12 protein-coding genes are annotated in these 14618 nt (G+C 40.7%); 3 read left to right on the top strand and 9 right to left on the bottom strand.

What is annotated here, in order from left to right; all coding sequences use genetic code 11:
- Position 1: 1 nt before the first annotated feature.
- From DRW42_RS07640 to DRW42_RS07625, 4 genes are all read right to left on the bottom strand, one after another.
- Complete coding sequence (locus tag DRW42_RS07640) at positions 2–4378, bottom strand: CusA/CzcA family heavy metal efflux RND transporter (protein WP_113948235.1); 4377 nt, start codon at positions 4376–4378, stop codon at positions 2–4.
- Positions 4379–4478: 100 nt separating this feature from the next.
- Positions 4479–4796: a DUF6660 family protein gene (locus DRW42_RS07635; protein WP_113948234.1), complete on the bottom strand. Its 318-nt coding sequence runs from the start codon at positions 4794–4796 to the stop codon at positions 4479–4481.
- 1231 nt (positions 4797–6027) lie between these two features.
- Complete coding sequence (locus DRW42_RS07630) at positions 6028–7188, bottom strand: DUF4185 domain-containing protein (protein ID WP_158544296.1); 1161 nt, start codon at positions 7186–7188, stop codon at positions 6028–6030.
- A 7-nt stretch (positions 7189–7195) separates the two neighbouring features.
- Entirely contained in the window at positions 7196–8272 is a 1077-nt protein-coding gene (locus tag DRW42_RS07625; protein WP_113948232.1) for an acyltransferase family protein, read from the bottom strand.
- 375 nt (positions 8273–8647) lie between these two features.
- Here DRW42_RS07625 and DRW42_RS28715 point away from each other — a divergent pair, with 375 nt between their 5' ends.
- On the top strand, positions 8648–8791 hold the full coding sequence (locus DRW42_RS28715) for a hypothetical protein (RefSeq protein WP_158544295.1): 144 nt from the start codon (positions 8648–8650) through the stop codon (positions 8789–8791).
- 162 nt (positions 8792–8953) lie between these two features.
- Here the strand turns inward: DRW42_RS28715 and DRW42_RS07620 are convergent, their stop codons facing one another.
- The 5 genes from DRW42_RS07620 to DRW42_RS07600 form a co-directional block, all read right to left on the bottom strand.
- Positions 8954–9133: a hypothetical protein gene (locus DRW42_RS07620; RefSeq protein ID WP_025142680.1), complete on the bottom strand. Its 180-nt coding sequence runs from the start codon at positions 9131–9133 to the stop codon at positions 8954–8956.
- 171 nt (positions 9134–9304) lie between these two features.
- Positions 9305–10591 (bottom strand): MFS transporter, encoded by a 1287-nt coding sequence (locus tag DRW42_RS07615; RefSeq protein ID WP_113948231.1) that lies wholly within the window; start codon positions 10589–10591, stop codon positions 9305–9307.
- Positions 10592–10601: 10 nt separating this feature from the next.
- Positions 10602–10820, bottom strand: coding sequence for a hypothetical protein (locus tag DRW42_RS07610; RefSeq protein WP_113948230.1), 219 nt, complete (start codon positions 10818–10820; stop codon positions 10602–10604).
- A gap of 45 nt (positions 10821–10865) precedes the next feature.
- On the bottom strand, positions 10866–11477 hold the full coding sequence (locus DRW42_RS07605; protein ID WP_113948229.1) for a TetR/AcrR family transcriptional regulator: 612 nt from the start codon (positions 11475–11477) through the stop codon (positions 10866–10868).
- A 105-nt stretch (positions 11478–11582) separates the two neighbouring features.
- Positions 11583–12479: a hypothetical protein gene (locus tag DRW42_RS07600; RefSeq protein WP_113948228.1), complete on the bottom strand. Its 897-nt coding sequence runs from the start codon at positions 12477–12479 to the stop codon at positions 11583–11585.
- A 399-nt stretch (positions 12480–12878) separates the two neighbouring features.
- Here DRW42_RS07600 and DRW42_RS07595 point away from each other — a divergent pair, with 399 nt between their 5' ends.
- Together DRW42_RS07595 and DRW42_RS07590 are read left to right on the top strand one after the other, a co-directional pair.
- Positions 12879–13505 carry a hypothetical protein gene (locus DRW42_RS07595; protein WP_147243693.1) on the top strand — a complete coding sequence of 209 codons (627 nt, stop codon included), beginning with the start codon at positions 12879–12881 and terminating at the stop codon, positions 13503–13505.
- Positions 13506–13827: 322 nt separating this feature from the next.
- Positions 13828–14208, top strand: a complete 381-nt coding sequence (locus DRW42_RS07590; protein WP_113948226.1) for a LytR/AlgR family response regulator transcription factor — start codon at positions 13828–13830, stop codon at positions 14206–14208.
- Positions 14209–14618 lie beyond the last annotated feature (410 nt).

Genomic DNA, 14618 nt, shown 5'->3' with positions numbered 1-14618 from the left:
TTTATAATGAACTGGAATTACCGGTAAGGAATTCGATATGGTTAATGCTCTGGTTAAGCTGCAATAAAGCCATGAGGTTACTTTCGTAAATGCTGTTTACCTGTTTCAGGTTGAGGAGGTATTCGGAATAACCGATCTCCCCGTTCTGATAGGCAATGCGGCTGTTCTTTAAAATCAACGCTGCATTAGGCAGTGCAGAGCTTTGAAAATAGCCGTAGCGATCTTTATTTTTGATGTATTCGCGGAGTACCTGCTGATATTGTGCGCTTAACTTCCGTTCCTGCAGATCGAGATCACTTGCGGCAATATCTTTACTAATGGCTGACGCTTTTGCTTTTGCCGAATAAGATTTATAAAATAATGGAATGGCTACTCCTACCTGAAATCCCTGAAAACGTTTACCCTGGCCAAAATATACCTCGCTTCCATTTACGTTCTGAAAACCGGTAAGCGACTGATTAAAATAACCCAGCGTAATATCAGGAAGCGCTTTTGCCAGTTCTACTTTCCGCTGTTTATCGGCAATTACAATCTGCTGCCTGGAATAAGCTAACAATGGATTTTCTTTTACAGAAGTGCTATCCGATACCGGAACAATACTTTTCTCCTGAAGGTACTTTACGGCAATTTCCACGGCATTGCTTCCCAGTAATGTAAACAGCTGACTGTTGTAAATTTCGATATCGGCCCTGTTCTGCTCCATTTGACTTTGCACTTCTTTCAACTGGGTTTCGGCCGCTACCTTTTCCAGCAGGTTGCCTTCGCCGGTTTTATATTTCAGCGATGCTGATTTAACAAAACCTTTATAAATACTGTCTTGCTGTAACAGCAGTTTCTCTTTCGAATAAAGGTACTGGAGATTCGTATAAACCGTTTTTACCTGATAAATCAACTCATTTTTAGTAGCTGCTACCTGAAACCGGCTGGCTTTGATCTTTTCATCACCCAAAACTGCATTTGCCGAGAAAAGTGTAGGAAAAGGAATGCTTTGCGAGATAGTAAAGTTCTGATCGTTTTTAACCAGGCTGTTGTATTGGCCGTACATCATCGAAACATCGGTTTTAGGCATTTCGAAAGTCGTTTTCTTTAACTGTTCCTGCAAATTAACCCCTAAACTGGCGCTGCTAACTGCCTTGTTTTGTTGTAGCGCTGATGATATCGCCTGGTTTAAGCTTAAACCCGGTTTTTGTGCCTGTGCAGACGGAATCGCTAAAAGAGAACTGGATAAAATCAACAAACCTGCTACGGGAGCAATTTTAATCTTTTTATTCCCCATTTTTTCTACCCAGATGTAGAGAATGGGTAATACCAAAAGGGTAAGCAAAGTGGCAGAAAGCAAACCACCAATTACCACCGTTGCCAGTGGACGTTGGACTTCGGCGCCGCTTCCGCCTGAAATGGCCATTGGTAAAAAGCCCAGCGAGGCCACCAGTGCCGTCATAATTACCGGACGAAGCCTGATGGAAGTACCTGTTTTTATAATTTCGAACATATCTGTCATTCCTTCTTTTTTTAACCTGTTAAATTCACTGATCAGTACGATCCCGTTGAGTACGGCCACGCCAAACAGCGCGATAAAACCGATACCTGCCGAAATACTGAAAGGCATTCCCCTCGCCCACAGTGCCAATACACCTCCGATGGCCGATAAAGGAATAGCAGTAAAAATTAACAGGGCGTGTTTAATGGATGAAAAGGTGAGGTAGAGCAATAATAAAATCAGCAACAAAGCCATAGGGACGGCAATGGCCAGCCTTTTATTTGCAGCCTGCAGGTTTTCGAAAGTACCACCAAAGGTTGGATAATAACCGGGCGCAAATTTTACATCACTATCAATTTTCTGCTGTATTTCCTTTACAATGCTCTCTACATCCCTGCCCCTTACGTTAAAACCAACGGTAATCCTGCGTTTGGCATCATCACGCTGAATCTGATTGGGACCTTCTTTGTATTCGATATCAGCCAGTTGTTCTATCGGGATCTGGTTACCATTGGGTGCAGTAACGAAAAGGTTTTTCACGTCTTCCAATGATTGCCTGTTCTCTTTTTCCAGACGTACCACCATGTCAAAGCGTTTTTCTCCTTCAAATACCAAACCTGCCACTTCACCGGCAAAACCCGAACGGATGGCGGTATTTACATCTTCTATATTAAGGCCGAACTGCGCAATTTTATCCCGGTGGAATTTGATCACTACTTGAGGCAGGCCCGAAGCCTGTTCTACATAAATATCCTGTGCACCTTCTATTTTACCGGCAATTTCACCAATTTTTGACGCATAACTGCTTAGTTTTGCAAAATCTTCGCCATACACTTTAATCACCACATCCTGCCGTGCCCCTGTCATCAGTTCGTTAAAACGCATCTGTATAGGTTGCTGAAATCCAAAAGTTACCCCGGGAATGTACTGTTCCAGCTTTTTCTGCATTTTATTAGCAAGTTCGTCCCTGGTTTTAGCACTTGTCCAGTCGCTTTTATCTTTCAGAATAATCATCAGGTCGCAGGCTTCTACCGGCATCGGGTCGGTAGGGATTTCACTCGAACCGATCTTTCCGATCACTTCCTTTACCTCCGGAAAATTGGCTTTTAACACTTTTGCCGCACGTGTAGAGGCCTCGATGGTTTGCGATAAACTGCTTCCGGTTAATACCCGTGTTTCTACCGCGAAATCGCCTTCTTCTAAAGTGGGGATAAATTCGGCCCCGAGATAATTAAAAATGATTAAACAGATGGCAAACAATGCCAGTGCTACGCCTACCACCAATACCCTTGCCCTGATGGCAAAATTGAGCATGGGTGTATAAACCCGCTGAAAGAAGGCCATAATCCTGTCGGAAATGTTTCTTTTAGTACTTATGGTTTTATTTAGGAACAGCGCGCTCATCATCGGTACATAAGTGAGCGATAGAATAAAAGCACCCAGGATGGCAAAAGCAACCGTCTGTGCCATTGGCCTGAACATTTTACCCTCAATCCCCACCAATGCAAGGATGGGCAGATAAACAATGAGGATAATTATCTCTCCAAAAGCCGCACTGTTCCGGATTTTGGAGGCCGATTCGAAAATCTCTGTATCCATCTCCTGCTGGCTTAAACGATTTCGGTTTTTACGGAGACTAAGGTGATGGAGGGATGCCTCTACAATAATTACAGCACCGTCTACAATCAGCCCGAAATCTATTGCACCCAGGCTCATCAGGTTTCCGCTTACGCCAAAAAGGTTCATTAAACACACCGCAAATAACATGGCCAGTGGAATTACCGAAGCCACAATTAATCCTGCACGGAAATTACCCAAGAGCAATACTAGTACAAAAATCACAATCAACGCCCCTTCTGCCAGGTTTTTAGCTACAGTGCCAATCGCATTGTTTACCAGTTTTGTGCGGTCGATAAAAGGCTCAATGGCTACACCTTCAGGCAGGTTTTTAACAATCTGTTCCATCCGGGCTTTTACGTTGGCAATTACCTTTGATGAATTGGCACCTTTAAGCATCATTACCACCGCGCCAACCACTTCGCCCTTGTCGTTCCTCGTCATGGCTCCATAACGGGTGGCCGCACCGATCCGCACTTCAGCCACATTGCGAATCAATACGGGAATGCTGTTGGCATTGGTGCGCACCACAATGTTTTCGATATCTTCGATGCTGTTGATCAAACCTTCGCTCCTGATAAAATAAGCATTGGGTTTCTTATCAATGTAAGCACCACCAGTATTCTGGTTATTCTTTTCTAGGGCGGTAAATATATCGCTGATGGAAATATCCATGCTCCGGAGTTTATCGGGATTGAGCGCGATTTCGTACTGTTTGAGGTATCCACCAAAACTACTTACGTCGGCAATACCCTCTACACCTAACAACTGCCGCCGCACAATCCAATCCTGGATGGAGCGAAGTTCTGTAGCATCATATTTTTTTTCGTATCCTTTTTTGGGATGGATCACATATTGGTAAATTTCGCCCAAACCAGTGGTTAAAGGCGCAACTTCTGGCGTTCCTATTCCTTTGGGGATATTCCTTTCTACCTCGGCAAGTCGTTCGCTTACCTGTTGGCGTGCCCAGTAAATTTCTACGTTTTCTTTAAAAACAACGGTAACCACCGAGAGTCCGAAGCGGCTAAACGAACGAATTTCTTCAATGCCCGGAATGGTGGCCATGGTTTGTTCTACCGGGTAGGTTACAAACCTTTCAATATCCTCGGCCCCGTTACTGGGCGAGTTAGTAATAATCTGTACCTGGTTATTGGTAATATCAGGGAGGGCATCAATAGGCAGCTGCCTCAGGGAATATATGCCCCAGGCAATCAACGCCAGCATCATAATCCCCACCAGCAATTTCTGCCTGATGGAGAACTGTATTATTTTGTTCAGCATTTGGTATCATCAAAAAATTAACAAATAGCACAATTGCCTACACTTTTCAAGCGTAGCACATGCTAAAATTCATGGACGAAAGCCATGTAAGAAAATCTGATTAAACGAGTTTTGGCGGTTGCCAAACATCAACAGGCTGTTGCTTTAAAGCGGAACAGTGAAAGCCTGGGTATACCTGCTGAAAAACAGGAATGATAACTATGGTATTTTTTTCTAAGGGGAAATGTTGCGCAACAGAACAGCAGGCACAACTACAAAACGGCGGACACAATTCACCACCAGCATGCTCCCCTTTTGCAGCATCGCGGTGCACAACCGTTTCGAACTGGACACTTGTAGCCATATCATCCCTATCCTGGCAGGGCGTAATACCCAGGAGGATGAGGTAAAAGGAAAATATAAGCACAAAGTATTTCATTGGGAGCAAATGTAGTGAATTTTGTGGGAAAAGCGGAGAGCGACGAGCGTTGGGCGGAGAGCGTTCCCCCTATCCGCCTACTGGCAACTTTCCACCTCCCCCAGCCCCTCCTTTAGGAGGGGAGCTCCCCTCAGGGTTTTATACAATGCCAGTGCATAAATCCTCAGCACGATGCGATATGCACCATAATATATGCATCATGCTATCGGCATCCTGCCATCTGGCATAGGCTCTGATGGAAGGAGAAAGCGTTAAAGCTTTAGCACCCCCATTCGATTAGCATTGCCCCGAGGCAGCACGCCCTCCCCGATTTTTCATCGGGGCTTGTGCTGGCGACCAAAAAAGCTTTGACGAATTTATCCGACATCAAAGCCAGGCCTTGATTTTTGGTTACCTTTTTATCAAGAAAAAGGTAAGAGCCCCCTCGGTGGCGGCGAACCGAGGCAAGCCCGTGCGACAGGCAAAAAACTGGCAGCATCCCCCCTATCCGCCTACCGGCACCTTTCCCCTGGAAGGGAAAGGCCTATAAAACAACTTACCACACCCGCAATTGTATAAAACAATAACCCCGTTGTTTCTTACCACCCAAAAAAATAGATATATTTGGTTATGGAAACCTCATCAAAACCGAAAAACATTCACCTTAGCTGTATCCGCGAATTACGCGGTATGAAACAGGAAGCCCTTGCTAACGAACTCGGCATTAGATGACGAAGTGAACTAAAAATTATCGCTGTAGAAATGATGCAAAAAGTCCTTTGCACCCTGCCATCCGGCATAGGATAATTTCGTAGGAAAAAGCATTGAAATTCTTGCACAACCCTACCCCAAACCACAGCCCGAGGCAATATACAGTCCCGATTTTTCATTGGGCCCTCCATATTGCCGCAATAAGAATTTCGATAGCTTAGTTCAAGAAAAGATCCAAGCCTTGGGTTTTTGTTACTTTTGGGCCAAGCCAAAAGTAAGCGCCCTTCGGTGGCGCAGAGCCGAGGCAAGCCTGTGCGGTAAGCCAGAAATGTAGTTATAGGGATTATATTCAGCAGATTTCTCCACTACTGTCAAAATGACGAAAGGAATTGCGGATAACCCATAGTAGTAAGATTGCTTTGTCGGCTGAAAAAGCCTCCTCGCAATGACGGAGTGGTTGATAATGAAGTAACGCGGGTAACGAAATCCAGAAGTTAATGCGGAAATTAAAAGATCCTTCATTGCACTCAGGATGACAGGCCTATTCAAACTTTACTTTAATAAACCTAGGCCTGTAAAGATTAGGATGCGTTTGCAGATCCTTTAAAAAATCGAATGAGTTTACATTATAACTGATCAGCAACTCTCCTTTTTTTGATAAACCCGGGTGTGCCTTGGCATTGTAGGTAAAAAACGATTTCAGTTCAATGGCTTCTGAGGTATCCCATAATTTAATTACCTTACCAAAAGGTCCATAAGGTGTTTTGCCGAGCTGCATACAAATATGCCTCCCGATACCACTTTGCTGAAAAACCAATGCGTAACGTCCATCAGGCAGTTGAGAAACACTGAGTTCGTTCGAGACCTGCTCGCTTACCGCAGCAGATTTTTTAATATCAGCCTGCCAGTTCGTTCCATCCCAGTAAGTCCATTTGTTATAGTTTTCAAAGTCTTTAGGCAGTACCCTTGCCACTAAAAGTTTTTTGGTTTTCCCAAAAGTACCGTACACATAAATATAACCATCGGCGTTAGCCTCGCCAGCCTGTTTCGTATTCACATAAATACCAGCACCAAAAGAACCTGTTTCGCCATCCTGATTGAGATAAAAGGGCGTATCCTTTTGCTCATAATTTTGAAAAGGCAAAGCTTCGCTGGCCTTAATTTTAATCAAAGTATTGCCTACTTCAGCAAAGCCAAAAGCACCACCGCCAGTACTTTTTATGCGATAACCAAAAATGAAAATGGCATTATCCAGCTCCTGGTTTACAAAACCATCGCCGAGCCAATAATAATCACCTGTATTAGTTAAACGCGTTTTAGGTTCAAATATAGATTCGGGTTTTTCGCTCGCTTTTTTCCAGCTGAAACTGATTTTATTGGGATCAGGCTCATTCCCATCTAAAACAGCAGCAGCATTGTGGATCATTACGGCGTTGGGATCCATTTTACCGTTGGTCACCTTTCCGATCATGCTATCGCTAAAGATAAATAACGTTTTTTTTGCCTTAGGTGGAGATGATTCTTTCCCGTTTAATGGAATACTGTAAATCCCATCACCACCGAACCAGCCATCGGTTCTCTTAAATAAATTGCTCCATTCGGTTGCAGCAGTAACTTTAAACTTAATGCTGTCCAGATCCTGTGCCTGCAGCGATATAGCAGTAACAAAACTGAACAAAACAAGAGATATAAAAACTTTCATTGGATGACTAAATTGTGTTTTTCTTAATCCTGGCATTAAAATATTTACGGATCGGTTGATCAACAAAAATCATAATAAGGTAAGCCAAAGCAATCAATAAAAATAAAGATATGATAATTACCATCACCATTTCGTTCATAACTGGTTTCTTCGCCTCTACATAACTTAAAAAAATCCAGAGAAAAGGGTAATGGATCATGTATAAAGGATACGAAATATCGCCAAAAAACCTGCAGATCTTATCGTAACCTGCTTTTAAGTTGGCTCCTGCTCCTAAAGCAACCAAAAACGGAAAGTAAAAAATTACGGCAACCGAGTCGGTTAACCAGTTAAACTGATCGTTAAAAGGAATCAGAAACACGCCGAACAGCAATAACCCCATCAATACAAAGCCAATGTTCGATTTAATGATCCAACTGGAGCGATAAACCAGCATTCCCATTAAAAATGAATAAAAAATGCGTGCACCGCCACCAAAAAAATTGTCGCCACCCCATCCTACTGCTAAATTCCCCACATGATAAGCCTCGTAACCCAGCATTAAAGCAGCGATGATAACCAGTAACCATAACAACCGGTTCTTAATCTTATAGAGTACAAATACATAAAGAATATTCGCCATATATTCCCAAAACAGCGACCAGGTAGGCGGGTTAAGGTGAAAGAGATTAAAATAACGCTCATGCACCAGGGGATATGGAATCAATGTTCCGGCAGACAGGAACATCAGCAGCGTTTGCCCCAAACCATAACCCTGATATAAGTTGCTAAAAGGATCGAAAATAAAAGTGAGCAGTCCCAGTAATGCACCAATAAGCACCAGCGGATGCAAACGGATCAACCGAGATTGAATAAAACGCAATACACCTATACTTTCTACCTTGCTATCGTATGCATAAGCAATTACAAAACCCGAAAGGCAAAAGAAAAAATCGACCGCCAGGTAACTGTGTGCAATAAAATTATCCTTATAATCGGGAACAGCAAATTCCATAAAATGGAAAATTACAACGGCAATTGCGGCAATCCCCCTCAATCCATCGAGGATTTTAAAATGTTGTTTGGTTTTTAAAACGGTATTCATTTGGTTAGTTTGTGTGTGAAACAAAGAAACAGAAGAAATCCGTTATGAAGGTATAAACACCGATCAACCTTTCAACGTATTGTCTCAAAATACCAAAGAAGTCAAGTTTAAAGTTTACGTCGTATACAAAGGGTGTACAAAATGACTTCTTTAACTAAACTGCAATGGGGTTTGAATGATTTTTGGAAATGAACGGTTCAGTGCGTTTGGCATTTTCAGTCCCGCTTTTTGCTGCAACAAAAGCTGAAAAAGCTTTTGGTTTCCGCGGCAATCGGGTTTATTGATTAGGGGCAGGTCCTACCAGCATTAACCTTCCAAAGAAGTCAAGTTTAAAGATTTTGTTGTATCCGAATGATCTACAAAATGACTTCTTTAATGAATATACCAAAAAAAATAGCCTTGTTAGTTATTTCTATAGGTATTTTGGAAATGAATGGTTTGGTGCGTTTGGCATTTTCAGTCCCGCTTTTTGCTGCAACAAAAGCAGAAAAAGCTTTTGGCTTCCGCGACATCCGATAACTATCACATCGGGTTTATTGATTAAGAGCAGAAGCTAAAAAGAAGTCAAGTTTAAAGATTATGTTGTAACCAAATGGTCTACAAACTTGACTTCTTAAAACAATAAAAGCCCTCCGATTTTATGTCGAAGGGCTCTTGTTTTCCCAAAACGCAGTAATTTAATTATTTAGCGCTATTTTTTTTCTCTGTTACTTCAGCCCTGATATCCTGAGCTAAAACTTTAAGGTCCTGCATGGCTTTACGTACACGTGTACCTGCAGCAGCATTACCACCGTCGTAAAATTTGGTTACATCTGCCTCAACCGAAGCGATCAGATTTTGTACTTCTTTAAATTTGTCCATAGTTTTTTTTCTTATAGGATGATAGACCATCCGTAAATCAATATTAATTTCTGTCCTGTTCAGGCAGGCCGCAAAACTAATCATTTTAAAACAATTAACGCTTTTCAGCGATACTAAGACGTTTTATTAAGGCATTTATTGTGATCAACGGGTGATTAATTGATCAGCCGGTTAAATTCCTTCACTCAATACCATTTCCGCTGCAGCTTCTGGCACTACCGTTTTGTTTGTATTTTTCCTGGCGATAATCTGGCTTACACGGAACAATAAAAATATACTCAATGCCGAAATGGCCACCACTACATACCCCACGGTATTGTAATGCTCCAAAGGACTAAATTTGGTTTTCTGCACTACAATTATCCCTGCGGCAGTAGCTGCAATACCGCCAGCAATCTGCTGTAATGAAGCATTGATACTCATAAAAGCACCCCTATCGGCCATATCGGGTACCGCACTTGTTAATGCACTCGATGGTACCATCCTGCTTAGCATCCCCATCATCATCAGTACATTAAATACAAGCACCAGGTAAAATGGCGTAGTTGATAAATTGGTATAAATAACACAAACCACCATTAGCCATATCGTTGCAATGGTAAATAGTTTAAACTTGCTTACTTTATCGCTCAAACGGCCAATAAGTGGCATAATCACTAACGAACAGATACCAGAAGTCATAAATAATATTGGTAACTGTGCATTGGTTAAACCCAGGTTGTTTACGGCAAATGCACTGCCGAAGGGCATCATCATAAAACCACCTACCGATAAAACTGCCGTTGCGGCAAAGCCGATACGGTAATCGCGTTTGGCAACCGTATGCCATAAATGTTTCAATGCCGATGTATCGCGTTGCACCAGCAGGTGCTGGTTAACCGGTTTTAACTGAAGCAAAATTACAATGGCAATAATAAGTCCTAAGCCAGCCGTTAACAAAAATGGCGATTCCCAGCCCCAGGCATTGGCCACATAAATACCAATGGGTATGCCTAAAACCTGACTGGCACCAAAGCCCATTTGCACAAAACCCATCACCCTGCCACGTTGTTCCAACGCAAAAAGATCGGCAATAATGGCCAGCGAAATGGAACCGATTACGCCACCAAAAAGTCCTGTAATAATCCGTGCGGCTAAAAGCATCGGGTAAGTGGTAGCCAATCCGCATAAAACCGTACCGATAATAAAGCCTGAGTAAAAAAACACCAAAAGTTTTTTACGGTCGAACTTATCGGCAAAACCTGCAGTAAGTAAACCGGAAATACCGGCACTAAAAGCATAGGCCGATACGGCAACACCAAAGGCAGCAGGTTTAAGATCGAGCGATTTCATCAGCATATCGCCCAATGGCGACATAATCATAAAATCGAGTATAACGGTAAACTGGGTCATGGCCAGTATAAATACCACAATTTTCTGGTAACCCGTAAATGGAATAATATCCTGTTTATTTTTCATTTTATTTCTTTTAAGTGAGTTCGCAGCATTCGAAGCCGCAACCCCTAATGAGTTGTATAATGTAACTGTGTTTTAAAGAGTACGATACCACACGCAGCACATGGTCTTCATCATCAAGATCGATGTTCCACCCTGTTATCCCCTCTTTATTAAACAGCTCTGTTATCTGGAGCTGATCGGCAGCTTCTAGATTAGTCTTAAACAATAAGATGTGATCAAAATTTTCCATTCATAAATGAATAATTATTTAATAAAATACTTCAAAAAAAAGGCTTTAGTTTTTTAAAGCCTTTACAACGCGGTCGAACGCAGCCCATAATATCTCATCGGTGATCTGAAAAGGTTTACCACCGATGCTTTTTCCCCTATGGTGAAAACGGAGCAAGGAATATAACGGCGAGTATGCCACCGACCAATACACTTCGAAGGGCATTTCATCCATTTCGCCCCTTTTTACTACATTATGGATAAAAGCGCTGATGTCTTTTTTAAACAGGCTCATCAAGTTTCCTTCTTCGCCATTAAACATTTTTAAAAACTGATCCTGATAAGTAGAACTGTTAATCTGATCGAAAAACTGTCCGAGCAATGGGTTTTCAATCATGTATTTATAGCGGTTCCGCCATTGGATGCGCAATCCATCCTCCAACGACGCTTCAGGGTCAAAATCAAGTAACATAGCCTCCTCCATCCTTGCCCCCTCTTCCATTACAATTTTAACAATCAGATCGTCTTTATCCTTGTAGTACACATAAGGCGTACCCACCGATATACCGCAGGCTTTTGCCAGTTTATTGATGGTAAAACCCTCCAGTCCATATTTTACAATGGTTTCGATGGCTTTCTGCTTTACTAACTGTTCTTTATTGATATCCCTTGTACGCATAATCAAATTTAAACCTCGACAAAAATAAATGATTATTCATTTATAAACAAATAAATCAAAAGATATTTTTTGCAGATATAGGATTTGGCTTTAAATAAAGTCGTTTTAGATAATTTCGAGTGCTGTTTTGCCCACCGGAATGTAAAAAGTAAACTCCAATTCCATTTCTTCCTGTGCTTTTTCGTTTCGGAGCTTAATTACGGAACCCCCGGTTGGAGTAACCAAACTCGCTATTTTGCCGTTAGCAGATAGCTTAACCTGCGCATTTGCCGGAATCGGTAACATTTTAAAGCCTGATTTTAAGTCGCCCAACATACTTTTCATCCTTCCATCGCTTTCCTCTTTACTCAGGTACATGGTTACAGCAGCAAGTTCTTCCCTATTCGTTATCAGCTTTTTAAGCTCTTCCAGATCTCCTTTTGCAATCATTTCGGCCAGTTTTTGATAAGCGCGATGTAATTTATCATTCAATCCGGCAACTGATTTAAGATCGGTACCGGTTTGGTAGGCATTAACGGTATAAGGTACTTCGGCATTAAAAGTTGCAGTTTGACTTAGTGAAGCCTGTTTTTTGGCAGGATTTACCTTTTCAACAGCGTATTCACCTGGCAACTGTTCCTTAAAATCGAGGTTTTTAGCTGCATCATAAACTTTAATGGTGTATTTAAAAGAAGCATCCGGACTCAATACTTTCTGGCCCGCCATTGGAAGTAGTTTAACCGAAATCTGCTGCTTCCCGCTTTGTAAAATAGCCTGATTGATCGGCATGGTTGAAGAAGTTTGTCCGGGCAGATCGAGCATAAATACCAGCACATCGTTAACCCTTACCTCGAACAAACATAAAGCAGCGCTGAAATCGATCTGGTAATAAGGTTGTGCAGTAATATAACCGGCCTTTTTTTCAATTTTTATGGGTGTTGGATTTGACGCAATTGGACTTTGGGCACAAGCACTAAGGGATAGCAACATTGCTGAGAGCAATAATAAAAAGATGTTTTTCATAAGAGGTTTTTTTGATTTATGGATGAAACGCAAAACCTATCTTTTTGTTTTGAAGAAAATTAAAAAGGCCACAACATCCATTGAGGCCTTTTTTTATCAACTAACTAAACCTGTATAAATACTAACCAAATATTTTACACTGCAAAAGTATGGGTGCTATATAAACCTGATGTTAAGTTTTTATTAATTACCCTACATTTAACATGGTCAGATGCCAGTTATTTCAATCAACACCTGCTGGAAAAAATCACAGTTATCGAATCATTGTCTAACAAAAAACACAACAATAAACCAAAGTGTTGATTTTTATCATCAATAAAATTTCAAAAAAGCTTTAAAACTGTAATATTAAACATACAAATAGTTCGGAAAAAGATTTGATTATTTTATCTTTGCCGCATGAAAACTGCTAGACGAACTTCTTTCGTATTTCTTTTAATCGCCTCTCTCACTTCCTCCACGATACAAGTAATGGCGCAACATAATCAAAACAAACAGTCAACTTTATTCGAAAATATCGAAAGGGTAAACGGGAATGAGATGATTGAAAGATTGGGCAACCAGAAAACCAATTTTAATAAAAAATACAGAAGCGGTAACCTTCCGAAAGCTGAATATATTTTTAGCAGAAATAACTTAACCATCATATCATTTAACGGCCTTGATTATTATGTAAAAAATAACCGTGTTGTGGGTATTCAGGGATTGGAATTATCGGATGAGGTTTTAAATCAAATCACTGAAAAACTGGTTACCTTAGATAGCGTACAGCACAGCAATAGCGAAAAGGCAAATTTTGAATATTATAATGCTAACGTTGATATACAGAAAATCAGAAATATCGACCGTCAGTTTATGGCTTCGCTTAAAATGCTGGCGAGCACCACAAGAGATATAGCAGCACTTACCAAAACAGAAAACCCATCATTAAACGTTGAAAACAACATTGCAAAAATGCGTTTGCCAAATGTTGATAAAGCTTATGAAAATCAGATAAGCCAAACACTGGTACAGCTGAACAAATAACATTTTCACTTTTAGTGAAATAAAACCTCCAATGGATCAATCTGTTGGAGGTTTTTGTTTTTTAGTTGGTCGGGATTTATAAATCAAGATTAACAGTGAAACGCAGTCGAGAAAGCTAACCAGAAAGATATTTTTTGGATAGATCCAACGGAAAGATCTGGATGGCTTAAAACGCAAACCTGATCTGGCATTTCTTTAAACCAGCTACATAAAAAATAATAATTGTAGTTTAAATTATGCATATTATTTCTTAAATTAACAGCAGATGAAACCTGGTTAATTTCATTTGATTTTTCCCTACAACCACAAAACCATTAGGAATATGAACAGCCCGACAGGATCATACAGCTGCGTAGTTTTAGATGACGAACCCATTATCATTAAAATTATAGAACGTTATATTTCCAACATCGAAAATCTTGAATTAAAGGCTAGCTTTACCAGTCCGGTAGATGCTATGGCAGCCTTTAAAGGTTACGAAAAAATTGATTTTCTTTTTCTCGATATCGAAATGGATGTTTCCGGTTTCGATATTGCCCGTATGCTGAGAAACAATGTAAAATTTATCGTTTTTATCAGTTCACACAGTACTTATTCAATCGGTGATCTGGTAAACGGCGACAAATTACTGGTTAAACCTGTTGATTTCAGGGTATTTCACGACACCGTAAAACAATTGATCTCGAAAGATAAGGGTAAATAGTAAAAGTCCTTTTAATACTTCTGACCAGGGCAAAACACATACAGCCAACAATTTTCCGGATTATCAGACTATTCAATTTTGCCTTCATGGAGTCATTACAGCTACTCATGGAGTATAAAAGCCTATTGATCTATTCTTCATTTTATCCGGTATCACCACACCGTAATTTTACCTTCAGATCATTAAGAGCATTTGATCGGTTTCGTAATACTGTTGATATAAAACGAGGAAGGGATAACTCTTTTATTTCTACATTATCTTTTTAGTGGGATAGTAACAGATATTGCATAAAGAGGGGAAAAGTACAGGGATATACGGAGTACCCTCTTAATTTAATCATAAATTGCCAAAACTCATTTCTCAGCCAATACTTAAAGTTTCATCATTATTGGGCAAACTAAAATAAATTA

Source organism: Pedobacter miscanthi (assembly GCF_003315595.1).
Lineage (GTDB): Bacteria > Bacteroidota > Bacteroidia > Sphingobacteriales > Sphingobacteriaceae > Pedobacter > Pedobacter miscanthi.
Note: the sequence above shows the minus strand (reverse complement) of the source record. Positions and strands in the feature narration are given on the sequence as shown.